Below are 23,876 nucleotides of genomic sequence, written 5' to 3'. Positions count from 1 at the left end.
TCAAGTCCGCAGAGCAGCGTGACGCGATCATGCAAACACCTCAGAGCAGCGGGGTAAGAAACGGACTTGGGTGACCATGCCAGGAGACGTAGAGATCTTCTCTGGCTCGGGTACAGGCGACGAAGATCAGGCAGCGCTCCCGCTGCAGGTCGGCGTCATGCATCGCCTTGTCCTCCGCTGCGGGCGTGATCGCACTGGCCATGGGAACTTGGTGCTCGCTGGCACCGAGGACGGCCACGCACCGAAATTCCAGGCCCTTCATGCGGTGCATCGTGCCGACCCGCACGAAATCATCAGCCAGTGCCTTTGCCAGGGAGCCTGCGGCCACACCTGCTCTTTTGAGGGCTGCTACCGCCTCGTCGACGAGCGCGTTGGAGCGAGCGGCGACTCCGATTTCAGCGGGTGCGACACTCGAGTCGAGCCAGGTACGGACCCGCCCCACCAATTCGTCCATCTCACGGGGCTTCGTCGCGAACCCTGTCATCGTCGGCGGCGATCCGTGCACGTCGGAGCGGCAGCCGCTCAGTGTCTCCAGGCCTTCGTCCATGTCGTCGATCCGTTGGCCGGCGAGCAGTCCAAGGCTCCAACCGAGGATCTCCGCGGTCGTCCGGTAGTTGATCGTGAGCCGGGATGACCGGCCGGTGACCTGAATGCCCAGGCTGCGCAGCGACACCGTGGCGCCGTATATCCGCTGGTGGGTGTCACCAGCGATGAACAGATCGTTCGGTCCATCGGGGACGGCCGCGCGCAGTAGTCGCCATCGGACCGGGTGCAGGTCCTGCGCCTCGTCGACCACTACATGGTCGTACGGTTTGGACGCCGACGCCGCGAGGATTCTGGTCGCCTCCACACAGATCGAGTCATAGGTCCACAGCTGACTTGAAGCGAGTTCAGAGGTGAACTTGTCGATCGCCTGCCAGATCTGGGTCTTCTGGAGGGGGCCAAGACCCCGCCCTCTCCCGGATCGATCGACCGCCAGGTAGCCGTCAAGGTCGGTCACCAGTCTGCCGAGAACGACGTCCCGCCACTCAGAGGCCAGAAAGGTCTCGGTGAACGGCAGTTGCAGTTCGCTGATGATCTGCTTCCAGATCGGTTTCTCCTCCGTCGGCCGCAGAATCGCCAGCCGGCCGTGTTCCTGTGCAACCACCTGGTAGGCGATCTGGTCGACGTGCCGAACGTCGACGCGTTCCAGCACCCCCTCGTCGGAGGTGAGGAACTTGAGGTTCTCTTCGAGAGAGGAGGAAAGCGTCGAGGTGAACGTGGTCAGCAGCACCCGCCCGCCGGCCGAGGCGAGATGCGCGGCGCGGTGAATCGCCACGACCGTCTTGCCGGTGCCCGGAGCTCCAGCTACCCGGGCACTGCCGCGGAAGGATCCATATGCTACTCGCCGCTGCTCGGGATGAAGGTAGATGCGCCAAAGTGCGAACGGGTCGGCGAAGACCCGCATCAGTTCGTCGGGGCCCTCGACGAGGACAACCCGCTCGGGCGAGCGCGAGACCGCGGCCATGATGTCCTCGGTGTCGTAGGAAGCCTGGTCGGCACCGGCACCGACCTGGCTCCAGACGTCTTCGGGACTCATGCCGAGCGCCAGGCCGATCAGTACGTCGAACTGGTGCTGAGGAAGGAAGGTCTGGGAAACCTCGAGCTGAATCAGGTCCGTGAGTGCCCGTGCGAACGCCAGAGTCTCGGTGTCGACGCCCAGTCTGACGAGGTCGGCATCGCTCACATGCGAGAAGAGCCGCTGCCCGACGCGGTCGGCCATTTTGTTCAGTTCGGGCAGGGTTTCCTGGATGGCGGTGACGTCACGCAGTTCGATTCGTCCCGTGGCCGTATTGACCGACACCCGGCGGCGCTGGATCCAGGTGTAGGCGTCATCGTGGGGCAGTACCTTGAGCAGTGTGTAGCCGTCGCCGCTCTCCGGAGCGAGGACGACGCCGCGCCAGAACTGGTCGATCCGGATGGTCTGCAGCCTGGGATCACGGGCGTTGTTCACCTTTTCCAGGTGCACACCGGCATGGGTGGCCGCGGAGAACTTGCCGAACACCTCCTGCACCCGCTTCTGCACTGGGGGCTCCAGCGCCGCGAAGTCCCGGAGGAAGTCTTTGTCTATGCCGAGTGTCGCCACGATCAGTTCTCCCTCATACGGGCGATCTCGTTACGGAGGTCGTAGGACGCGGGGTGCTCGGGTCCATTGCCGGCGCCGAGATCCGCCGCTAGCTCTTCCAAGACCTGCAAGGCTTCGGTGGTGCGGCCGACTCCGGCCAGGAGCAGTCCGATCTGCCGACGCAACTCCAGCACCCGGCTGTCGTCCTCGCCATGGACGCGACGTTCGTCGCCGAGAAGTTTCTCCATGCGTTCCAGCGCAAGATCGCCATTGCCGAGGACCGCCTGGCAACTGGCCTCCTGGAAACGCAGCCGCAGCACCAGGTCGGCGTCGGGTCCGTCCCGGCGGGCCAAGTCCCGCGCCAGTGCCTCGAAGGCGACCGCGGCCTCTGCATAGTCACCGCCGGTGAACAGCACGTTCGCCAGGTCCATCCGCAGCCCGATCACATCCGAGTGATCGGCGCCCAGGACCGTACGGGCCTTGTCTGCGGTGCCGGTGAGCAACCGAGCCGCCTGGCCGTAGCGGGATTCTCGCACCAGCCGATCGGCCTGCCGCCTGGCGCGGGCGATGTCCCCGAGACTGATCGGCCCGGAATCCGGGGCCGGCAGGGGCTTCGCCGCGAGCGGCGGTGCCATGTCAGGTGGATCCACAGGCGGCAGGGACGACCCGCTGAACCGGCTGAGGACGCCAACGTACCGGCGGAGCGAACCCAGCCCGGGATCCACGAATCCGGGCAGCTCACCGATGGTGGCGGAGTACGGCATGAGCAGGTCATAGACCTCCTCGGCCGAGGCTGGCCGTTCCCCGGGCATCTTGGCCAGCAGTCTCAGGACGAGCGCCTCCAGTCCTAGGGGCACGTCCTGGCGCAGCGAACGCGCTGGAGCAGGGTCTTCGTAGATCTGAGCATGCATGATCGAGGCTTCGGTGGGACCGTCGAACGGGAGCTTCCTGGTGAGCATCAGGTGCAGTACGCAGCCCAGCGCATAAAGATCGCTGAGCGCGCTGGGCTCTCCCCGGAACTGCTCCGGCGACATGTACGCCAACGTGCCGAGCATCTGGTTCGTATGGGTGATCCTCGACTGGTCCGTGGCGTTGAGCGCGACCGCCAGGCCGAAGTCCAGCACCTTGACGGTGCCATCGCGAGACAGCATCAGATTGCTGGGCTTGAGGTCGCGGTGGATCACCTGGCGTTCATGGGCGTACTGCAGGACCGCGCAGGTCTGGGCGGCGATGGCGGCGGCCCAGTCGATCGGCAGCGGATCCTGCTCGGCGACCAGGTCGTCGAGGTTGACTCCGTCCACGAGCTGCATCACCAAGTAGAGGCGCCCTTCGAACGGGCCCTCGGTCACCTTCGCCGCGTCGTAGAGGACGGGCACGCCCGGATGCTCCAGCTGGGCGGTGAGCTTGGACTCCCGGACGAATCTGCGGGTCAGCTCGGGATCGGGTCGCCCATCGGGGAAGCTGATGAACTTCACCGCGACCCGGCGGCCTAACCGGGTGTCGGTGGCGCCCCAGACCTCCCCCATTCCACCCTTGCCGATGTGCACGGGGTCCAATCGGTACCGGTCGGCGATGGTCGTGACCAATGCCCGTCCTCCCGTCAGCGCGTCTCGAACCTACACACTCAGCCCTGTGGGCGCAGGCTCCCGTCACCGAGACCTGCGAGGCCCAGCTCGACCAGGACCTCTCCTGCCTCGTTGAGTGCACGCAGTGCGTCGTTCAGTGCCTGGAGCCGCTGGAACGCCACCCCGTAAGGTCGCTGGTCCTCAAGCGGTAGTCGCGGAATGGCCACGCGCCGTACATCCGTTCGCGAAGCCGTGGAGCCCGCCGGGGCCAGGCCTGCGGCGCGCAGGAAGCAAGCCAGGAAGTACGGGTCGCAGCGCTGCGGGTCGGGACGGAAGACCTGAAGTTGCGGGCCGGCTGCGACGCCTTGGGTGTCGACCACCCTGGCCTCGATCTGCCGGGCGATCTGTGGCACCACCACGTCCCCGGGCTGCAGCATGACGATGCCGGGAACATCCGAGGCACGGCCGGATGCCAGCCGGCCGAGCATCACGTCCTTGGCCGTCAGCAGCGGCAGGTCCCCGGCATCGGTCTCCATCTTGATCGGAGACTGATGCTGCGTGACCGCGCCGCTGTGCAGTAGTTCGCTGACGGTCGTCATGGGCAGGTCCGTGGTCTGCTCCCGGAGGGACACCAGAGAGGCTGCGTCCCCCAGGGCGGCCCAGAGTTGCTCGAATCCCGCATGTGCCACCGCGAAGTCAGGCCCGCCGGTGACCGATCGGGGCACATGCCGGGTGGCCGTCAGATCCACCACCTCGTCGAGCAGGTCCACGAGCGGAACGGCCCGGCTCAGCCCCGACTCACCGGCCTCGTCGGGCCGGCGATTGAAGGCCTTCCAGCGCGCTACCACGCTGGAACGTACGTCGGTCGCCTCTAGGACGGCGGCGTTCATCATCAGAACATGGCTGGGCAGCGGATCATCGGCGGAGGGCCGTCTCAACAGCCACAGGTGTGGTGGCGCGGCGGAAGCGGACGCGTATCCGCTAGGCAACTCGACCACTGCCCGCAGGGCTCCGGCCCGCACGAGCTGAGAGCGGATCCGGCGGCCGGACCGCCGGTCGGCGGCGGCGGCAGGCATCAGGACGACTGCCCGGCCGCCCGGCTTGAGATGCCACATTGCATGCTGCACCCACGCCAGCTCGGGCTCACCACGCGGTGGCAGACCGTAGGTCCAGCGGGGATCGCTGGTCAGTTCGTCATAACCCCAGGCGCGATCACCGAAGGGCGGCTCGCACAGGACGACGTCGACTCGCTCGCCGGGGAACCCGTCTTCCCGCAGCGAATCACCGCTCCTGATCTCGACGGCGGTCTCCAGCAATCGGGCCCGTGCTCCCGCGATGGTCGCCATGGCCGGCTCCAGGTCCTGGGCGAGCACCCGCTCTGGCCGGTGCGGCACCGCCGCGACCAGCAGCGACCCGATGCCGCAGGCTGGATCGAGGACGGACCCTCCGTCGATGCCGGCCAGCTCGGCCATGAGCACGGCGGTGTCCCGTGGTGTGGTGACGACACGCCGGGAGTGCGCCTCCGCATAGCGATCGACCAGGAACTCGAAGGTGTTCGCGGCGCCGCGCACCGCCGCCAGCGACGCGGCCAGCCGATACAGCGGATCCTGTAGGGCGCTGGGATTCTCGGTGAATAGATCGCCCAGCTTCGCTACGAGGTCCCCGAGCCGCCGGTCATCGGCGGAGGTACGGACCTGCTGCCAGAGGCGTTCTTCCTCGGAGACCTCGACCTGCTTGCCCTGGGCGGCCAGCCAGCCCTCTACGGCCGACAGCGCGAACAGCGGGCTGCTGGCCGTGCCGCCCACAGGGTGAGGAAAGTCGTCGTAGCGGCGCCGCCAGTTACTGACCGCCGCGCGCCCGTAGCCCGTCAGCCGGGCGATGTCGGCGGCCGTGACCAATGCCTCTTCTTTCGTCACAACCGCTCCAGCATCCCGGCGGACCGCAGCGCGGTGATGTGCTCGGCGGCCCGCTGCGGGGCGGTGCCGCCACGGACCAGCAGACCGGCCTCGATGTTCCTGCCGACCCCCGACTGGGTGAGGTTGGCGCTCGACACCAGCAGCTCCCGGCGGTCCGCGACCGCGATCTTGGCGTGCATCTTGGCGCCCTGCTCGGCCCGTCGTGCGGCGGGCCAGTGCCACAGCTCGACCCCCAGGCCGTGGAACGCCAGCGCGGGTTCCTGCCCCGAGATGGCGCTGCCCGCCCCTTGCAGGGTCTCCACGACCGCCATCACCGCGACGCCTCGGCGAACCGCTGCGCCGAGGGCTTCGCGCAGCGGCTCATGCGGCTTGGCCGAGTAGGTCATCAGCATCAGCTCCGACGTGGCCTGCCCGATCAGGCCGATCAATACCTGCGCGGTCGCCCGGACGGGCACCCCGTGCACGCTCGGCCCGCTCCACACCGAATCCACCCCCACCACGGTCTCCTGGTGGGCGAGTCCGGCAGCCACTCCGCGCAGGTAGGCGCCCGCCGTGTCGACCGAAAGATCCTCCTCGTCCCAGACGGCGTCATAGATCGCCGCCGCTTCCGAAGCCGCTCCGGGGACGGCCCCCAGGACAACGCTACGCGGCGCGTTCGACTCGATCCGCTCGGCCAGGGCCCGCAGCCGCGATGGCCCGAGGCCCGTCGCCAAGGCGGCCACCGCCGACTCGAAGCGCTCCACCGGCACGTCGAAGCCCTCCATCGGTTCTGTCATGACAGTTCCAGAGAGATCATGACAGTCCCGGACAGGTCATGGCAGCTCTGGATACAACGCCAGATCGGTGTCGTCGATGGGGACGAGGAACCGGCGGTCCAGGAACCTGTTTCCGCGCTCGCAGGTGGTCTCCGACACGAACAGGCACACGTGGCAGGCCGCGCCGTGCAGGAAGTCGGCGGGGTGGTGCGGCAGCCGTTCCGCGCAGAGCGGGTCGGAGGAGCAGTGCCGGGCGTCGGCCAGCGCCCGACGGGTGAGCCGCAGCAGCTGGTCAGGCTCGGCCAGCGACACCAGCCCGCCGAGGGTGCCCTCCGCGTCCGGAACGGCGGTGTAGATCAGGATGCCGCCGCGGTGCGGGTTGTCCTCGGTTCCCGAGTAGATGCGTTCGGACAGGCTGGCGGAGCTGTAGCCGCACTCCAGCGAGATCGTACGGATCAGCAGATGGGACAGGGTGTGCAGGGCGATGAACCGGGCTCCAGGCCAGTGCGCCATCGGGTCGAAGTCCGTCATGATCCGGTCGGAGTACCGGTTGCGCCGGTACCGGCCGTAGGCCTCACGGTGGGCGCGGATGGCTTCGGACTTCTCGGCGCGCAGTTCCCATGCCTGGAGGAGGTCTTCGGGCAGCCGTAGGAAGATGCCCTCACCGCGTACCTCGCTGGCCGGCACCCAGCCGGGTTTGGAGCGGGCCAGCCGGACCCGGGTCACCAGACCTGGATCTTCGGGGTCGGGGGCGTCCAGCCGGGTGAAGCCGATCAATGCCCGGACCTCGCGGAGCCGCTCGGCCTGGATCACGTCCGCGTAGATGCCGGTGAGCGCGGCGGGCACCCCGTCCAGATCCCGGCGCAGGGTGAAGTCGTTGTTCTCCTCGGGAAGGCTGGTGGCGGAGAACACCTCCCATTCGGGAGTGCGCAGGTCCGGATACGCGTCGGGGGCCGGCTCGTCCTGTCCGCCGTCGAGCCTGGCCCGGTGGCGGGCCACCGCCTCGGCGATCTCCTCATCGCTCCACTGGGCGAGGTCCCGGAAGGCCGGGACGTTGCCCCGGGCGTAGGCGTACATCATGGTCGGCAACGGCTCGATGGCGGTCCAGTGCCGCTCCACAGTGGCGTCCAGGGCGCTGGCGCCCGACTGCGGGACGGCCAGCGCCGACATCGTCTGTGCGAACCACTGGTTGGAGGCGCCCACCACCAGCACCTTCGGGTCTTTGTCGCAACCCTGGGGATCGAAGATCGACAGGTGCGGGTGGCGGCCCCGGCAGCGCGGCAGGTTCTCCTCGCCGCGTTTGCCCATGGCCTCCCGGATGTTGCGGCGCTCCCCGCAGTTGACGCACGCGATCTCGACGTTGGCGCCGAGGTTGCCGCCCCGGTCGTCCATCCGCAGCCGGGGGTGGGTGGCCTTGGCGCAGTCGCTGCCCCGGTGCACGAAGAGCCGGTAGGGGAACTCGTCGAGGTGCCCGGCCGTGCACGACAGTACGAACCGGGCCGCCACCGCGAGCGGCTTCTTGCGTTTGCACTTGTCGTGGAAGAAGCGCGCCTCGTGTGGTTTGCGGGGCTTGGTGTTCTCGAACTCGAAGATTCCGGAGTCGAGGGCGCCGAGTTCGTTGCAGGCGGTACAGCGCAGCCAGCTCGGGAACGGCGCCACCGGGACCCCGACCCGGGAGGCGGGCCCGTTCGGGTTCTTGTCCAGCCCTTCCATCCACGGAGCCGGCCTCAGCTCGGTCACGCTCTTGCCGACGACGGCCTGCACGGCCGCCAGCAGTCTCGGCTCCGCGATCGGCGACCAATCCGACATCTGGTAGTTCCAGTCGTCCAGCCCTTTGATCAGGACGGAGAAGTTCGGCAGGTCCACCAGGGAGCCGACCCCGCTGGTGAACATCAGATGGCTGGGCCGGACATTGCCGACCCGGCGCTTGAAGGGGGAAGTCTCGGTCTCGGTCATCAGACGTCACTCTCCCCGAGTTCGTCGCCGTCCGGGAGGTCGGAGTCCTCGCCTGGTGGCCCGAACGACCAGCCCGGATCACCGTAAAGGGGCGCGTAGATGGCCGCGCCGCCGGGGAAGAGCAGGTTGATCTCGTTCTCGGTCTCCCGCATGGACATCCCGGCCGTCAGAGTGCCCCACTTGCCGTTGCCCGCGGGCTGCAGCAGCCCACGGACCTGCTGCTTGTTCCAGGTCCCGTCGCGGTAGCCGAGCCGGACCGTGCCGCTGTCCCGCTCCCGCACCCAGGTGTCCTTGATCACGTCGAGTACCTCCTGGAGGTAGCCCCGGCCGCGCTCCCGCGCGACCGCCTCGGCCCGGTCGAGCAGCCTCTGCGTGATCTCCTCCACGAGCGGGCCGTCCAGGTCCACGTCGAAGGCGTCATGGTTGCGGGAGTTGTCCTCGGCGGCGTTGCGGACCGCGGCGACGAAGGTGGCGGCAGCTCCCCGATCGATGGACCGGCGGGTGTACGGGGTGACCGACAGGGCTTCGACCTGCCGGTAGAAGGTCGCGTGATAGTGCTCGAAGTCCTCGTAGTGCGCCAGGTCACGCGGCCGCGACCAGTTGTAGAGCGTCACCACCAGCCCCGGCCGGGCGGCGTCCCGGCCGACCCGAGACGACGCCTGAATGTACTCGGCGGTGTTCTTCGGCTGGCCGACCACCACCATCAGCCCGAACCGTGACACGTCCACGCCCACCTGGAGCATCGAGGTCGCCAGCACCGCGTCCACGGGCTGCAGCTCGGCGCGCTGCCGGTCGTTGAACCGCTGCGCGAACGGGTGCGGCGGGGTGACCTTCTCCCTGGATGTGGCCTCCTTCTTGGCCTTCATGAAGCGCGCCATCTCCGCCGGGCAGTCGTAACGGCGCCGGGAGGTGTCCAGGTCGGCGTCGAAGCCGTGCTCCAGCCGTTTGAGCACGTCGGTGATGTCGCCCGAGGAGATCCGGGAGGTGAGCTCCTGGATCGTCAGCATCCCGGCCCGGGTGACGATCCGGTCCGACAGGCCCTTGGCCTTGCCGTGCCGGCGGACCCGGGTGGTGACGTCGTCGTCGAGGTAGCGGCGCATCCCGGCCAGTTCCCGGGTGGCGTTGAAGTAGCCGACCATCGTCATGTACGGGTCGGCGGCCTCGCCGTACCTGTCGAACAGCGTCTGACCGGCCAGCAGCAGGATTTCCGCCAGCCGGATCTCTGCCGACTTGATCCGCACCCCGTGCGCGCAGAGCCCCAGGTAGCGGCGGCCGGGAGTCTGCGGGGTGATGGGCACCTGGCGGGAGAAGAACGTGTCCGCCACGTCGATGACCTGCGGCGGGAACACCGCCAGATCCCGCCCGAACACCCCGAGCACCTGCTCGCGGGCCCGTTTAGTCGTGGCGGTGGAGGCGATGATCTTCGGGCCGGTCAGCCTGCCGTCGTACGGCCGGCTGGTCAGCTCGGCGATGGCCGCCTCGAACAGTCCGACGGTGGTGCCCAGCGCCCCGGAGATCAGGTGCAGCTCGTCCTGAATGATCAGATCGGGCGGGCGGAGCCGTACGACCGGCTGAGAGGAGACGGCCGGCAGCGCGTCCTTCTTCTGGTGCCTGCTGGCACAGCCGGTCTTCTCGTCCAGATCGTCGTGCCGGTATCCGTGCCGGGGGCACCGCTGGCGGACCCGGCCGAACAGCATCCCGGCATAGCCCTTCCAGGGCAGCTGGGCGAGCTTGTCCACGGTCGCGATGACCAGGCTCGGCGCGTACCGGTAGATCTCCTCGTCCACGGTGAGGATCGGCAGGCCCTCCCCGTCGGCCATCCGCCGGGAGAACGGGCAGGCCTCCGCGCCCTCACCCCGGTGGCAGTAGAGCAGGATCCGGCGCTGGGCCTCGTCGATGTGCAGGTCGCGTTCGGCACGCAACCGCTCCCCGCACCACGGGCAGGCCAGGGTCTGGAACACGTTGGCGCGCTTGCCGTCACCGGAGGTCCGGGCGTCGAAGACCTGGTCCTTGGCGTCATCGAACCAGTTGGGCGACACCCCCGCCCCCACCCACAGGCCGATCCGGAACGGCTCGTCCCCCCAGGTGCCGGGGTCGGCGCGGCGCAGCACCTCAGCCGCGCAGATCAGCGCCGCTGCCCGCTGGAACTGCTGGGCGGTGAGCAGCCGAAGGGTGTAGCGCATGAACACGGCCACCCCCGCCTCGCCGCTGCGCGCGTCCTCGCCGGTGCCCTGCAGGCCCTGCAGCCTGCGGATCGCGAAGGTGTAGGCGGTCAGGCCGAGGTAGGCCTCGGTCTTGCCGCCGCCGGTGGGGAAGAACAGCAGGTCCACCAGCGCGGTGTGATCGGCGGCGCGTTCAGGATGAGCGGGGTCGGTGAGGGAGGGCAGGTTGAGCAGCACGAAAGCGAGCTGGAACGGCCGCCAGCTCGCGGCCTTCTCCCCCTGCTGCCCGATCACCTCTTCGGCCTGCTGGAAGGTCATGCCCTCCTCGCGGAGCGGAGCGAGCGCGGTGTGCCGCCGCTGGAGCGCCATCGTCTCGTTGGCGAAGTGGAAGGCCCGCAGGGCGTCGGAGTGGTACGGAGCGGACGGGTCGGTCAGCAGGCTTACCCCGGCGGCGATCCGCTTCGCCGCCTGGCGCGCGTCATAGGTGGCCTTGGTGGCCGCGGGCCGTAGCGGCTCCGGCAATCCGGGGATCTGCGCCTCACGGTGGTCCAGCCAGTCCTGATAGCCATCGATCAGCGGCTGGAGGCCGCGCTTCAGCTCCTCGGGGCCGGCTGTGGCGAGGACGTCCATGGACAGCTCGACGTGCTCCAGCGGGGTGCCCTCGCCGACCGGGGCGATGGTGGCGGGCACGTTGTAGGACGGCAGCCAGGTGGTCCGCAGCACGCAGGCTCTGCGCTCGCCCTCGTCGACCTCCGCGTGTACGGCCACGTTTCGGCCGGCGGCGTACCTGCGCTCGTTGCGGTAGAGCAGCCGCAGATGCAGTTCCTCACCGTCCGAACCCACCGCGGCCAGGTCGTCGAGCGGATCGTCCACCGGCAGGAAGATCGGCTTGGCGCCGTCCAGCGCGGTCACGGTGAGCTGTGCCTGGAACAGCCAGGTGGTGTCGGCGGTGCTCCCGGTCTGCTCCCGCTGCCCGTTGATCAGCGTGATCTCGACGACCCGCTTGCCGTCCCGGGGCCGTACGTTCACCGCAAGCAGGACACCGGGCTCGTCCTCGTGCGCCCCGGTCAGCGGGATCTTGTACGAGGGCTCCGCGTCGAGCCGTACCTCCGCGAGGCCGTCCCTGCCCAGTTCCCGGACGTACGGCTCGCGGGACCAGGCCCGGACCTTCTTGCCCTCGTCGGTCTCGTGCTCGGTCTCGTCGTAGCGGCCCCATTCAGCCGTGACGCTGACCACGTCCACATTGGCGGGCACGCAGAACGACAGGCCCATCGAGGACGCCCAGATCTTGCCCAGTGCCTGCGGGCTGAGGATCTCCGGTAGCTCCACCTCGGACGCGTCGCCGCCCACCCCGGACTCGGTGTCGGGCACCTCACCGGCGTCGTCCACCGTGGACTTCGCGGCCTGCTTGGGGCCGAGCATCCCCAGCAGATAGCGCTCTCGCGGCCCCATCCGCTTGGGCGGGAACTGCTCCAGCGGTCCGTCCCACGGCCCGAGCAGGTCCCGCCGGATGTAGTCCTCCAGCTCGTCCCGCACCTGGAAGGAGCTCGCCGACTCAAACGCCTGCGGCACGTCCAGCGGCTGGATCACGGCCTGCTGCTCCGCCTTGGTCTCGGCCTCGCCACCGCCGCTCAGCTCCAGGCCCTGCTGCTTGGGCATTCCGGAATCGAAGAGTTCGCCCTGTTCATCCGGGGTCACGCCACACCTCTTTCAACCATGTCAGGTATCTGCGTCCATGAGCTTGACAAAATGGCGACCACGCCGTGCGATGTTCGGGAGAGGCGCCGTAGACGATTCGAGGAGATCAGATTGAATCGACCTTGGGAGGCCGATCCGTCAGCCGACTTCAAGCGACGGCTGGGGAAGTCGGCGCTCGAACTCGGTGACACCAATGCCACACCTGCCTGCCCGGATATCTGGGAATTGGACAATGGCGACATCGCGGTGATCGGCCGCGACCTGACCGAGCAGTACGCGGGCCGGCTGCCGACCGGCGTCAGCATCGTCGCCGACGAACGTTTGGTCATCATTCCCCGGAATATGGTCATCGCGGCCAAGCCCGACATTCCCGATGCTTGAGCGGGTCGCAGGGCTTCCCGGCAAGGAGTTGAAGCTCGACGACTACTTCGAGGACTTCGAGGCCCGCTTCTGGCGGGTGGAGTCCTCGTGGAAGCTGGAGCGCCGACAGACCTTCCGGGAACCCGACGTGCCGAGCTGGGCGGCAATGGACGAAGGCGACTGGCCTCGCGCTCACCTGCTCGCGGACGAGATGCGCGCCGGCATCGCCGAGCATCAGCGAAGGCTCGACGCCAAGGGCATCGTCCAGCGTCGGGTGCGGGTCGTCGAGCTGCCGCTGTCGGACTACCTGCGGTGGGAGCTGTACGTCCTGCGCATCCGCGCAGACCTCGGGGAGCGCATCAGAGTGCTGGACCCGTCGATCGCCAGGCCTTGGGAGACTGCCGATCCGTTGCCTGAGATCATCGTGCTCGGTGCCGACACCGTCTACCAGGTGCGGTACGACGGCGACGGCATCGTCACAGGAGCGAAGCTGCAGTCCGACCCTGGGATCGCGGCAGGATGCCGCACGGAACTGGAGTCGTTGTGGCGGCAGGGCGAGGACCTGGACGGCTTTCTGGCCCGGACCGGAGTGCTGACGGGCTCGCCCGAGCCCTCCTAGACGACCGGTGAGGTAGTCGATGGCAGGCCGATCACGCCGAACCACATTCACGGGACCGCTGTCCGCGAGACTGCTCGTCATCTCCCTCGTGTCCATCTCAGTCATCCTGGTCGCCGTTTCGCCACTGGCACTCGATCTCTTCGACGGCAGTAGCGGGTCCTGGACCCGGCGCGGCGACATCGGGCAGACCTACGGTGCGGCCGCTGCCCTGCTGTCGGTGTTCGCGCTGGCCGGGGTGGCGGCCTCGCTGGTTCTGCAGGCCCGTGAGTCGAAGGCCAACCGAGAACAGTCGTCCCGGCTGATCCATACCGACCTGCTGAAGATGGCGATGGACGACCCGGCCTACCTGGAGTGCTGGGGTCCGTACTCCTCCGCCACCGACCCCGTGGGACAGAGGCAGGCCATGTACGTCAACCTGATCCTGTCGTACTGGGAGAGCAGGTACGAACTCGGCCAGCTCACCGAGCTCCATCTCCGTGAGGCGGCTGCACACATGTTCCAGGCGCCGCCGGGGCGGCAGTTCTGGACCGACACCCGCACCCTGCGCACCGACACCTCCGAGAGCCGCAAAGCCCGCCGGTTTCACCAGATCCTCGACGAGGAGTACCTGAAAGCCATCGCACCCGGCCCCTCGCCCGCGCCACGCACGCGGTAGCGGAAGTGCCGGGCACGCTCTCGCGTGGCTGTTCAGCAGCCGTCCTGCACTCTCAGCGCCACCCTGGCCTCTTACTTCAAGGGACTTGACGTGGGACGGCCCATGACATGTACTGAGGTTGGCCGGTGACAAGGGGTCCAGGGGACCTCTTCTCGGGAGACCGAGATAGCCGGCCCTTACTATGCCTGCTCCCAGCGCCCCCACGGAAGGAACGTGGTCGCCAGCGTGGGCAGCACACAGTCCTGGTACCACTTGCAGGGGCGGCCTTCGAGAGTCCGCTGCACCGCCCACAATCCGTAGTCGGCGACCTGGATGCCCCACGCGCTCGGCGCGTCCCATACGCAAAGCACGATCTCCCGGCCATAGGCGCTCTGCGCGCACACGTCGGCGAGCGCGGCTCGAGCGTTCATCGTCTTGCGGTTGGTCGAAAGCGAGGCCGCTATGACGTAGAGGGTGTCGCCTGGACGACTCACGCGCTGCGCAATCTCCTTGAAGTGGAGGTACCAGGCAAGTTTGTAGAGCCTCGGCTGGCCCGCTTCCCTGACTTGACGAAACGCGTTGGCCTTGTAGAGGAAGGTCGTATCGAGCCGAGGGCCTTGGCGTCGCAGCAGGTCGAACACCTCGTCGCGAGTGGTGTGGGAGTCCTCCTTCGCGTGCAGACCGCGCGGAACGTTCACCCCCTTCCGCTCCAGTTCGGCGCGGAGCCGCAGTCCCTCCCAGAGCTCCTTGCCATGATCCCCATTGAACACGGCCGTTCCGAAGCCGAAGTAGCGGCTCGTTCCAGGCGAGCCAGTCATGTCCATATCGCCCGTCTCGTCCGCATACATGTAGATCTCCGCCACGCCACACCTTTCCCAATAGGCCGTGTTCGGAAATCTTTACTACCACAGTCACCTTCTTGTAGTTCAGCGGAAATCTCCGTGAGCGATAGGCCCCCACTACCACTGACCTCTCCGAGGAACGCCCAGTGGGCGCTCGCCCTCCGTGATCATGCGGAGGTGCTCCAAGACCCACATGATCGCGGAGGGCTGAGAATCAGCGGTCGAAGGTGCCCTGCTTGGCTTGGGCGAGGAGGCCGGCGAACACGGTGGGGGTCAGGGCGAGGTGGCCGGCGGCAGGGTGCTTGGAGTCGCGGACTCCGATGCCGGAGCCCAGCCGCGCCACCTCGACACAGGCATCGTCCTCGACGCCGCCGCTGCGGGAGCTCTTACGCCAGTGGATGTCGTCGCGTGGGGTCATGTGTACCTCTCCAGATACTGCTCGATAAGGGCCCGGGAGACGTCCTCGGAAGCGGCTTTTGCTCCGATATGGTCGAATTTTACGGCGAGTTCTTTGACCTCGCCGGTCCCTTCGATCAGCCGTCCGCCGTTCTGGGCGCCGGAATAGGCCACATCCCGGTTCTCCATGCTGATGACTTGGAACGGGCCGTCGATACCGAGATGAGCACCGGACGACGTGGGAATGATCCGTACGCTCACGTGCGGAAGATCGGCCATGGCGCGGAGGTGCTGGAGCTGTGCCTTCATGACCTCCGGGCCACCCACTGGCCAGGCAAGCACGTGCTCGTCCATCAGCACCCACAGGAACGGTGGATCTTCGCGGTCCAGGATTGCTCGTTTGCGAGCGACGCGCTCGGTCAGCGCCGTCTCGACATCCCGGAACCGCCTCGCCTGGAGCAGCGCTCTGGTGTAGTCGTCAGTCTGGAGCGGGCCGGGGATGGCCTGACCGTGGTAGATCTTGATGGCGGTGGCCGTCGCCTCGTACTGGCTGTACTGGCGGAACCAGTCGGGGTTGTGCGCGATCTGGGCGTACCAGAGCAGCAGCTCGAAGAGCCGGCCGGTATCCGATTTCCTGTCGATGCTGATGGCCTGCTGTTCGTCGATCTTCAGCCGACCCGCCTCCACGTTGGAAACAGTCGAGCGGGCCGCGTTGATGATCTTTCCCCATTGCGTGAGCGAGAGGCCTTGCTTCTCTCGTTCGAACCTGAGTTGCACGGCCAGGAAGTGCCAGAGGGAGATCTTGGGGTCGAGAGGCTCTCGGACGTTGATCGGCATTTCTCCTCCGATGTTTCGGGTCTTTGGAGACACAGCAGATCCTAGACCGTAAGAGCCATTCTGAGAACAGAATTTCGAATGCTTCTCAAGGATGGTTCGGGAATGACTGCCATAACAGACGAAATGCGCATGCCCATGCTCGCGTCCCCGGCGTCGGCGGGCCTTGCGCGTACGCTCACCGGCCAGCGGTTGGGCAAATGGGGCTGTTCGCATATTTCCGAAGACACCCTTATCGTGGTGGCAGAACTCATCGGGAATGCCACCAAAGAGACGCCAAACCGGGAAATACGGTTCGCGCTGCGCCGGGAGCCGACCGGGGTGCTGGTCGCTGTCTGGGACTGCAGCCCGCGCCCGCCCCGGCCGGCTCCGGTAGTCGAACTGACCCTGGAGAGCCTCGACCTGTCCGAGCACAACTTCGACGCCAACGGCGGCCGGGGCCTGCACCTCGTCGCGGCGTTGTCCACCGAGTGGGGTCACCACCCCGACCCCATCGACCCCCGGACCGGCCGCTCCCCCGGCAAATGGGTCTGGGCCAGACTCCACACCTGACCCACACCCCCCAGCCCCTCTGTGATCACACAATCGTTCCTCGATTGATTGCATGATCACGCAGAGAGTGGGGGTGGGCATCAGAAGTCCAGGGCGCCCTGGTCGGGGTCGACATCAGGCTTGCGAGAAGTGGGCCTGGGGGTCGTCGCACCGCGGGCGGGCTTCCTGGTCTTCTTGTCGTGCAGGCCGGCGGCGACCTCGGCGGCATAGCGCTCGTGGTTGAGTTCGAGCAGCCGGTCCACCAGCTCCCGCTGCACGGCCGGGCCGACGGTGAACCGGGTGTCCCGGCCGACCGGGTGAATGCCATGGTCGAGCTGCGGGATCAGGTCATCCCAGCCATACGCCCGGCACACCGCCTCATCGATCGCCTGATGGATCACCCGCAACTCCACGATGTCCGCGTCGTTGCACTCTTTGCTGTTCACGAGGTTGTACGTCGTCGTCAGCCCCGACTGCCGAGCCAACATGAGCTCTCGGCGGAACGTGTCGAGCCGATGCCCCCGCTCCCGCATCGCTTGCGTTGGCTCAGGCAATGGCAGGGTTTCGAAGACATCTGATGGTGTGTAGCTCAGATCAGTCTTCAGAGTTGAACTTCGTGCCCTCGCCCACCAGTAATGATGAGCGCTACTCAATAGGGCAAGGAGTGCGTGGTCCTTTGATGCGAAAACAACGATCTTTTGATCGAGGATGCAGTGGTTCTCAATAAGTGCGGGCGCAACAGTGCTACTCGATTGAGCGAGGGCAATGACCTGCTCCAAATCTTTTATCGCCTCACGTAGGGCTGGGCGCCTTCGCGCATATTGCCAATAAGGGGCCGAACCGCTCCCGCTTCGAGTCGGCTTGACCCTCTCTTCGACAATCCGAAAGATAGTCGAATATACCCTGGCCTGATCTTCTGAAGAATCATTGAAGTCAATCACCCACCTACCGCCCGTGAGGTCTGGTCGAGAATTTAGATCCTTTCCATTCATGTATGGGCGAAGAACATCAGAATTCCGACTATCGCTCTCAATCATCTGCGCTGCATCGTCAGGACTCAGCGTGAACCCAAGTCCGCCAATATCGCAACCTTTGAAAGCTAGGCCGCCGCTGGCATCCAGAACGAAAGGGTTTCCTGAGATTCTCGACCTGCCCACAAGGGAAGAGGTAATTCCGGCGACGGTTATCCCATCAGCAACAGTCGCGGCGCGCGGTCCCAGAGGTACAAGAGTGCTCCAAATCGCACAGTACTCAAGTGCTGCGCTTCTTGAAGGCCAAGGCCTACTCTTAATCGACATACGTATGGTGGTGCCGTCTTCAATCAGCCGGTCAAGACCGACTTCGCGCGTATCACCTTGCGCCAGTGTATTTGTGGCAATCAATCCCGCCTGGCCATCGTTGCCTAGTAGTTCGTGCGAACGAAGAACAAAGTACGCTACTAGATCTGCTCGGCCTCGCGCGCCCCCACCAACAGCCTGAACAAGGTACTCCCGGTAGAGACCTCCCGAAAATGAACCAATCTTGTGTCCACCCAGGAAGGGTGGGTTTCCAATGATTGCATCGAAGCCGGTGCCGTTTGGGCGGGTAGGGCCGAACACCTCGGGGAACGCCAAGGGCCAATGCACGGGCTCACGTTCGAAGCCGCCGAATGGCAGGTCCGCCCTCAGCCACATCTGGGACTGATCCTGAACGGCAAGCTCCCGCTCCTCCGCCACTTCATCGCTATCTTCCTGCCGCAGATCCTTGGCAATGAGCTTCGTGGCGGCTCGAATCGCCTGGTGGGAGGAGGTGTCGAGACCGTTACCACCACTGCGAGCGTACGCCAGTGCCGCGCCCACGGCGAGGTCGGCGATGAGGCGGGCGCGGGCGGACTTGGCCTCGGTCTCGGCGAGTACCTGACGTTTCTCGGCCAGCGCCTCCAGCGTCGTACCGTCGATCTCGACCAGGCGTTGCCGGTCGGCGGCGATCTCTCCGACCATCTCTCGTAGGCCCGTGGTCAGGTTAAACAGGGCGCTGTCGTCCTCGTGTAGTTCCCGGCCGCGGCGGGCGTCCATGTGCAGGACTTCGAGCTGGTCGAGTGAGGTGATGCCGAGCAGGGAGTCGCCGGCGATGAGGCGGTCGTCGAGGAAGGTGAAGGGACGCTTCGGGTCCATGGAGATGAGCCAGAGGGACAGTTTGGCCATCTCGACGGCCATCGGGTTGATGTCGACGCCGTACAGGCAGTGCTCGATGATCTGCCGCCGGGCTTTGATGATCAGCGGGTCGGCGTCCGCGTCGGCCGCGACCTCGGAGCGGGGTGCGGCGAGGTAGGTGGCGGCCTCCGCCGAGCCCTCGCGGGACCAGGCCTCGACCAGGTGACCGGCCAGGTAGCGGCAGGCGGCGACCAGGAAGGCGGCCGAGCCCATGGCGATGTCGGCGACCTTCAGCGACAGGAGCTCCTGCGAGGAGCGCGGCTGCCACTCGTCGCGGTCGGCGGTCTGCAACGGCCCGGGGGAATAGACCAGGGGCTCCAGGGCACCCTCGACGACCTGCTCGGCGAGGAACTTCGGGGTGTAGTGGGTGCCGGTGTTCTTGCGCAACGACGACTCGGTGACGAACAGCGCGTCGGTGAGGATGACGACGGGCAGGTCGCGCAGGTCGGTGCGGATGATGCCGTAGAACGGCAGGAGCTGCTGGGCGAGCTGGTAGTCGCCCGCGGTGACCGCGAGGAGCTTGCGTTCGGCCTCTTGGCGGTCCGCTCCGGCGAGCGGAGCGAGCTTCTTGGTCAGCGCCGCCGCAGAGCCGATCTTGGAGTCCTTGTACTCGGCGGCGAGCCGGGCGGCCAGCTCCTCCACCGTGGCGCACGCGGCGGCGTGGTCGGCGAGCACCCGGAGCGGGACCTCCTCCTCGTACCCCTCCTTGCCGATCAGCCCGACCACGGGCTCCTCGGCGTAGAAGCCCTCGAAGGACAGCAGGCCCTCGTAGACGTACCCGATCTGTTCGACGTCCAGGGCACGGAACGACAGCCTGCGGCGCTCGCGGTTGCGACCCGTACCGATCTGCACGTACTGCACGGCGCGCAGCATGTGCAGCACGGTGCGGTCATCGATGGTCAGCGGCAGCCAGTCATAACGGTAGGGGTCGAAGATGGAGCCGTCGTGGGCGTGCATGGTCAGGTCGGGGTGCGAGACCCCGAAGTAGACGGCGTTGAAGACCGCGAGCAGCCGGTGCCAGGCGGCGTTGCTGTGCTCAAGGTCCTGCTCGGAGCCCGCGAGGACGTGGTCCTCCAGCTCGGCGCAGAGCAGGCCGACCGAGTACGCCTGCCGGTAGAGCTCCTTGTCGGCGGGCAACAGGCCGCGTTCCTCGGCGAACAGCAGGAACACGATGCGCATCATCACCGAGACCGAGCCCCGGTAGACCTCATGCGCGGACACGTCGCCGATCCCGGCTCCGTCGTTCTTGACGTCCAGGGTGTGCGCGCGGCCGATCGCGGCGACCAGCAGCTCGACGGCCTGGCGGACCTGGACACCGAGGGCCTCGGTGATGTCCTCCTGGTTGTCCAGGCTGGCCTTCAGCAGCATGGGCAGCGTCTCGGCGTCGGGCACGGCGAAGAACCGGGACCGGCTCAGGATCGAGACGAAGGCGCGTACGACGTCGCGTTCGGCGGCGGTCGCCCAGTCGACGGTGTCGAAGACGGCGGTGGTGGTGACCCCGCCGCGCGGTGCCCAGACCAGCGCGAACCACCGGCCGTCGGTGGCCAGGCCGAGCGGTACGTCGTGGTGCCGGCAGAGCTGGGCGAGCCGGTCCACCGGGGTCGCGGCCCAGTCCTCCCCCGCGACCCGCTGGGTGGGTGAACCGTCGCAGACCAGGCCGAGCAACCGCAGCGCCTCGGGCTTGGGGTCCTCGCCCGGCTCGGCCAGCGCGAACGACGGGGTGAGGGTGGAGTCGTGCTCGGCCACCTCCAGGGCGAGCTCGCCGAGACCGGAAGTGTGCAGGGCGTCGCCCCAGCCGAGCAGGTCGGCCAGCACGAAGTCGATCCACTCCCGCCGGTCGGCGGCCGTACCAGAACCGAGGCCGGTGCCCTGGGCGAGGCGGAGACGTTCGCGGGTCTGCTTGTCGACCGCGTCGAGCGTCGGCCACGCCCTGCGCAGCACTGGGATCGACAGGAACGGTCCGGAGACCTCGATCAGGTCGAGCCAGCCCGAGTGGTCGAAGGTATCGGAGTGCCGGGGGAAGCGGCTGCTGCCGGGGGCCATCACTGCATCTCCTGCTTCGGTACGACGAAGATCACGGCGACGGGGAAGGTGTGCGAGCGGGGGTCGGCGTACCGGGCGGCGATCTGCGCCAGCTCCAAGTCGCGCTCGCCCTCCAACCGCCGCAGGCGTTCCTCCCAGGATCTGCGGTCCCGGTGGTATTGGGCGATCTCGTCCCTGCTCTGCGTCTCCAGGGTGGAGAACAGCGCGTCCTGCTCGTCGCCCTTGGCGAGTTGGGCCTGGAGGCTGGCCTTGAACTGGGCCAGGTTGGCGGTGATCCGGTGCTGCTCGGCGTCCTGACGTTGCGCGAGCGTACGCTCCAGCGACTCGCGGCGCGTGGTCGTACGCCAGTCGATGGCGGACCGCAGGCCGTCCAGGACGCGGGCGCTCTCCCACCGCTCGGCCAGCCGGGCCTGCTGGCGCGGGGTCGCGGGCCGGCCGGTGCCGAGCGATCGGTCCAGCAGGTCGCCGAGCCGTTTCAGGCTCTCCCACCTTCGGAACCGGCCGGTCTCCGGGGCCCAGCCGCCGGTGTGCAGCACTTCCTCGTGCAGCCGTACGCCGTCGACGCCGACCAGCACGAACCGGGAGTACACGCCGACCAGCACGGTCTCCAGCTCGGGGTCGTCGCTCACCACGGCGGCCACCCGGTGCAGGCCGATCTCATCATTGGAGACGGCGGCCCGTAGCAGCCGGGTGGACATCGCGACCAGCGGGTGGCCGAGGTGGGCGAGCACCACGTCCTCGCGGTCCTTGGCGGCCCTCTGGTCGAAGGTGACCGGCCGCTGCCTGGGCTCCTCACCAGGGGCCGCGAGCTTCTCCAGCAGCCCGGCGGAGGCGCGTTCCCAGGAGCCGGTCAGGGTCGGCACGTCGTACAGCTCGTCGGGGTCGATGGCCCTGGCCAGTGGCTGCTGGCGGGCCAGGTCCAGCGCGACCTCCACCACGCGCTGCACTCCGGCGGGGCTGATGTGCAACTCCTCGATGGTCTTGTCCAGCTCGGCGCGCAGTTTGCGCACCTGCTCACCGACGTTGGTCTCGGCGGCCACGTTGCCGGTCCTGGCTCCCGCCTTCTTCCTGGTGCCGGCCCGCTCGATGTCGAAGTCGCTGATCTCACCGGTCAGCCTGCGCTGCACGGCGTCGGCGAGGACCGCGTTGACCGAGCCGAGGTCCTCCTCCATCTGGGCGACCTTCTTGGCCACCCGGGACAGGAACTCCAGGTCCGCCTCGTAGGAGTCGACGGCCTTGTCCCAGCCGGTGCCCACGAAATGCCGGATCTCCGGGACCTCCCGCTGACCGTACCGGTCGATGCGGCCGATGCGCTGCTCCAGCTTGTTGGGGTTGAACGGGATGTCGTAGTTGACCAGCCGATGGCAGTGGTTCTGCAGGTCGATGCCCTCGCTGGCGGCGTCGGTCGCGAGCAGGATGCGCACCGGGTTGTCGGCCGGGTCCTTCTGAAAGGCGAGCCGCAACTGCTCACGGGCCTGCGCGGTCATGCTGCCGTCCAGCTCCGCCACCCGGCCCGCACCCATGCCCTGGGCGCGGAGCAGGTCGCGGAGCCAGTTCTTGGTGTCGCGATATTCGGTGAAGACGATGACCCGCTCGTTGGTCCAGTTCTTCCCGTCGGGGACGCAGACCGCCTTCAGATAACCGATGAGTTCGGCGGCTTTGGCGTCCGGCTCGGCGTCGTGCGCATCGGCCCAGTCCTTCATCTGCTGGAGCAGCGCGAGCTCGTCGTGCTTCTCCTGGATGAGCGGCTTGGTGCGGGCCAGCGCGTCGTGCTCGGCCTCCTCCAGCGCCTCGTCATCCAGCGTCGAGGTCTCCTCGAAGAACTCCTCAAGCCACTCTTCCTCGTCCGGCACCACCACGGTCCTGGCCTTGGAGCGCAGCGTGTCGGCGTAGACGCCGATGGTCTGCCCGAAGGCGTACGGGCTGGAGAACAGGCGCTTCTTCAGCAGCAGGGTCACCAGGTCGGCGGCCTTGCGGCCCCGGCTCTGGTTGAGGCGCTTGCGCCGGGCCGCGGTGAACTGCTTGAGCAGCCCGTGGATCTTCCGCTCGTCCTCGGGGTAGGCGACCGGGATCTCCCGGGCGTCACGCTGCCGGAACTTGGGCTTGCCGTCGGCGTCGACGATGTCGCGTTTCAGGCGCCGTACGACCGTGTCCTTGACCGCGGCGGGGTCGGGATCGACACCGCGGGCGAACCGCTGGTCGTCGAGGATCTCCAGTAGTGCGGTGAAGGACGCCTGGTAGCCGTTGTGCGGGGTGGCCGACAGGAACAGCCGGTGGGTGAAGTGCGGGGCCAGCCGTCGGATCAGCTTGGTCTGCTGGGAGTCGACGGCGTACACCTGCTTGGGCGCGGCCGGTGCCACATGGTGCGCCTCGTCCAGGATCAGCAGGTCGAAGGTGCGCGGATAGGTGGGGCCGTCCGGTGGGAGCACCTCGTCCAGCAGACGCTGTGCCTTGGGAGTGCGCAGCCACGGCAGCGACACGATGGCGAGGGGGTAGACCTCGAACGGGTTGGCGGCGCTACCATGCGTGCGGCGTACGCTCGCGCAGCGCTCCGAGTCGATGACCGTGAAGTCCAGGCCGAACTTTTCGGCCATCTCGTCGGCCCACTTCACTGTCAGGCCTGCCGGACACACGACCAGGATCTTGCGGCCGCGATGGCGCAGCAGCAGCTCCTGGGCGACCAGGCCAGCCTCGATGGTCTTGCCGAGCCCGACGTCGTCGGCGAGCAGCAGGTTCACCCGGGGCGCGTCCAATGCCCGAGCGACCGGCTCCAACTGGTAGTCCTCGATGGCGACCCCCGACCGGAACGGCGCCTGGAGGGTCTTCACGTCGGCGGAGGTGACGGCAGACCAGCGGATGGCGTCCAGGAAGGCCGCCAGCCGCCGGGGTGAGTCGAAGCCGTCTTTGGTTATCTCCGGTAGGGAGCCGCTGGGCAGCGTCCGCCGGCCGGGTTCGATTTCCCAGATGACCGACAAGGTCTCGCCGTACCGGCCGTCCTCGACGCTCTGCAGCGTGACCAGGGTGCTGGCGGCCTGGGCGTCGAAATCGCTGACCACCCAGCGCTGGCCCCTGACCTGGACCAAGGCCCCGATAGCGGGCTGTTCGGCCGTCGTCGTCGACATGTCTCTCCTCAACCCGTCCTCAGCCCGTCTTCAACTCAAGGTCACAAGGCGCGGACACTTCGTAGCACAGGGATCATCCCACCCGGAAGGCCCCGGCCGCTGCCGGTCGCCGTGACGGGCTCCCCGCCACCGTAGAGAACAAATCAT

General features: G+C 67.4%; 15 protein-coding genes. 4 read left to right on the top strand and 11 right to left on the bottom strand.

Annotation, left to right across the window (positions count from 1 at the left end; translation table 11 throughout):
• Positions 1-40: 40 nt before the first annotated feature.
• Genes ACRYCC_RS27320 through drmA form a run of 6 tightly spaced genes read right to left on the bottom strand, consistent with a single transcriptional unit; the run spans position 41 to position 12,117 of the window.
• On the bottom strand, positions 41-2,125 hold the full coding sequence (locus tag ACRYCC_RS27320; protein WP_433816553.1) for a UvrD-helicase domain-containing protein: 2,085 nt from the start codon (positions 2,123-2,125) through the stop codon (positions 41-43).
• Positions 2,126-2,127: 2 nt separating this feature from the next.
• A complete protein-coding gene (locus ACRYCC_RS27315; RefSeq protein ID WP_433816552.1) occupies positions 2,128-3,690 on the bottom strand; it encodes a serine/threonine protein kinase in 1,563 nt (520 codons plus the stop codon).
• Positions 3,691-3,728: 38 nt separating this feature from the next.
• Positions 3,729-5,585 (bottom strand): N-6 DNA methylase, encoded by a 1,857-nt coding sequence (locus ACRYCC_RS27310; RefSeq protein WP_433816551.1) that lies wholly within the window; start codon positions 5,583-5,585, stop codon positions 3,729-3,731.
• Positions 5,582-6,361 (bottom strand): DISARM system phospholipase D-like protein DrmC, encoded by a 780-nt coding sequence (drmC, locus tag ACRYCC_RS27305; protein ID WP_433816550.1) that lies wholly within the window; start codon positions 6,359-6,361, stop codon positions 5,582-5,584. Before drmC ends, ACRYCC_RS27310 begins: the two co-directional genes overlap by 4 nt.
• A 36-nt stretch (positions 6,362-6,397) precedes the next feature.
• Positions 6,398-8,296, bottom strand: a complete 1,899-nt coding sequence (drmB, locus tag ACRYCC_RS27300) for a DrmB family protein (protein ID WP_433816549.1) — start codon at positions 8,294-8,296, stop codon at positions 6,398-6,400.
• On the bottom strand, positions 8,296-12,117 hold the full coding sequence (drmA, locus tag ACRYCC_RS27295) for a DISARM system helicase DrmA (RefSeq protein WP_433816759.1): 3,822 nt from the start codon (positions 12,115-12,117) through the stop codon (positions 8,296-8,298). Before drmA ends, drmB begins: the two co-directional genes overlap by 1 nt.
• 150 nt (positions 12,118-12,267) lie before the next feature.
• Between drmA and ACRYCC_RS27290 the strand changes: the two genes are divergently transcribed.
• From ACRYCC_RS27290 to ACRYCC_RS27280, 3 genes are all read left to right on the top strand, one after another.
• Entirely contained in the window at positions 12,268-12,537 is a 270-nt protein-coding gene (locus ACRYCC_RS27290) for a hypothetical protein (protein WP_433816758.1), read from the top strand.
• Positions 12,530-13,135, top strand: a complete 606-nt coding sequence (locus ACRYCC_RS27285) for a DUF6879 family protein (protein WP_433816548.1) — start codon at positions 12,530-12,532, stop codon at positions 13,133-13,135. Before ACRYCC_RS27290 ends, ACRYCC_RS27285 begins: the two co-directional genes overlap by 8 nt.
• Before the next feature lie 88 nt (positions 13,136-13,223).
• Positions 13,224-13,790: a DUF6082 family protein gene (locus tag ACRYCC_RS27280; RefSeq protein ID WP_433816547.1), complete on the top strand. Its 567-nt coding sequence runs from the start codon at positions 13,224-13,226 to the stop codon at positions 13,788-13,790.
• 179 nt (positions 13,791-13,969) lie between these two features.
• On the opposite strand, the gene ACRYCC_RS27275 is transcribed toward ACRYCC_RS27280, so the two are convergent.
• From ACRYCC_RS27275 to ACRYCC_RS27265, 3 genes are all read right to left on the bottom strand, one after another.
• A complete protein-coding gene (locus tag ACRYCC_RS27275) occupies positions 13,970-14,632 on the bottom strand; it encodes a DUF3800 domain-containing protein (RefSeq protein ID WP_433816546.1) in 663 nt (220 codons plus the stop codon).
• A gap of 193 nt (positions 14,633-14,825) precedes the next feature.
• Positions 14,826-15,029 (bottom strand): DUF397 domain-containing protein, encoded by a 204-nt coding sequence (locus ACRYCC_RS27270; protein WP_433816545.1) that lies wholly within the window; start codon positions 15,027-15,029, stop codon positions 14,826-14,828.
• On the bottom strand, positions 15,026-15,844 hold the full coding sequence (locus ACRYCC_RS27265; RefSeq protein WP_433816544.1) for a helix-turn-helix domain-containing protein: 819 nt from the start codon (positions 15,842-15,844) through the stop codon (positions 15,026-15,028). The genes ACRYCC_RS27270 and ACRYCC_RS27265 overlap by 4 nt, the downstream gene beginning before the upstream one ends.
• A 78-nt stretch (positions 15,845-15,922) precedes the next feature.
• On the opposite strand from ACRYCC_RS27265, the gene ACRYCC_RS27260 reads away from it, so the two are divergent.
• The gene (locus ACRYCC_RS27260; protein ID WP_433816543.1) at positions 15,923-16,393 is read left to right on the top strand and encodes an ATP-binding protein; all 471 of its coding nucleotides are present in this window, start codon (positions 15,923-15,925) and stop codon (positions 16,391-16,393) included.
• Positions 16,394-16,473: 80 nt separating this feature from the next.
• On the opposite strand, the gene ACRYCC_RS27255 is transcribed toward ACRYCC_RS27260, so the two are convergent.
• Positions 16,474-20,607 carry an Eco57I restriction-modification methylase domain-containing protein gene (locus ACRYCC_RS27255; protein WP_433816542.1) on the bottom strand — a complete coding sequence of 1,378 codons (4,134 nt, stop codon included), beginning with the start codon at positions 20,605-20,607 and terminating at the stop codon, positions 16,474-16,476.
• Positions 20,607-23,729 (bottom strand): DISARM system SNF2-like helicase DrmD, encoded by a 3,123-nt coding sequence (gene drmD / locus ACRYCC_RS27250; RefSeq protein WP_433816541.1) that lies wholly within the window; start codon positions 23,727-23,729, stop codon positions 20,607-20,609. The genes ACRYCC_RS27255 and drmD overlap by 1 nt, the downstream gene beginning before the upstream one ends.
• Positions 23,730-23,876: the final 147 nt, after the last annotated feature.

The organism is Actinomadura scrupuli, from assembly GCF_050971785.1.
GTDB lineage: Bacteria > Actinomycetota > Actinomycetes > Streptosporangiales > Streptosporangiaceae > Actinomadura_E > Actinomadura_E scrupuli.
This window is presented reverse-complemented; position numbering and strand designations above follow the sequence as displayed.

Bases quoted from the DNA above. Each gene is read 5' to 3' on its own strand.
- ACRYCC_RS27265 (WP_433816544.1), bottom strand. From the start codon at position 15,844: ATGCCGATCAACGTCCGAGAGCCTCTCGACCCCAAGATCTCCCTCTGG.
- drmD (WP_433816541.1), bottom strand. From the start codon at position 23,729: ATGTCGACGACGACGGCCGAACAGCCCGCTATCGGGGCCTTGGTCCAG.
- ACRYCC_RS27255 (WP_433816542.1), bottom strand. From the start codon at position 20,607: ATGGCCCCCGGCAGCAGCCGCTTCCCCCGGCACTCCGATACCTTCGAC.
- drmB (WP_433816549.1), bottom strand. From the start codon at position 8,296: ATGACCGAGACCGAGACTTCCCCCTTCAAGCGCCGGGTCGGCAATGTC.
- ACRYCC_RS27270 (WP_433816545.1), bottom strand. From the start codon at position 15,029: ATGACCCCACGCGACGACATCCACTGGCGTAAGAGCTCCCGCAGCGGC.
- drmC (WP_433816550.1), bottom strand. From the start codon at position 6,361: ATGACAGAACCGATGGAGGGCTTCGACGTGCCGGTGGAGCGCTTCGAG.
- ACRYCC_RS27260 (WP_433816543.1), top strand. From the start codon at position 15,923: ATGCTTCTCAAGGATGGTTCGGGAATGACTGCCATAACAGACGAAATG.
- drmA (WP_433816759.1), bottom strand. From the start codon at position 12,117: ATGCCCAAGCAGCAGGGCCTGGAGCTGAGCGGCGGTGGCGAGGCCGAG.
- ACRYCC_RS27285 (WP_433816548.1), top strand. From the start codon at position 12,530: ATGCTTGAGCGGGTCGCAGGGCTTCCCGGCAAGGAGTTGAAGCTCGAC.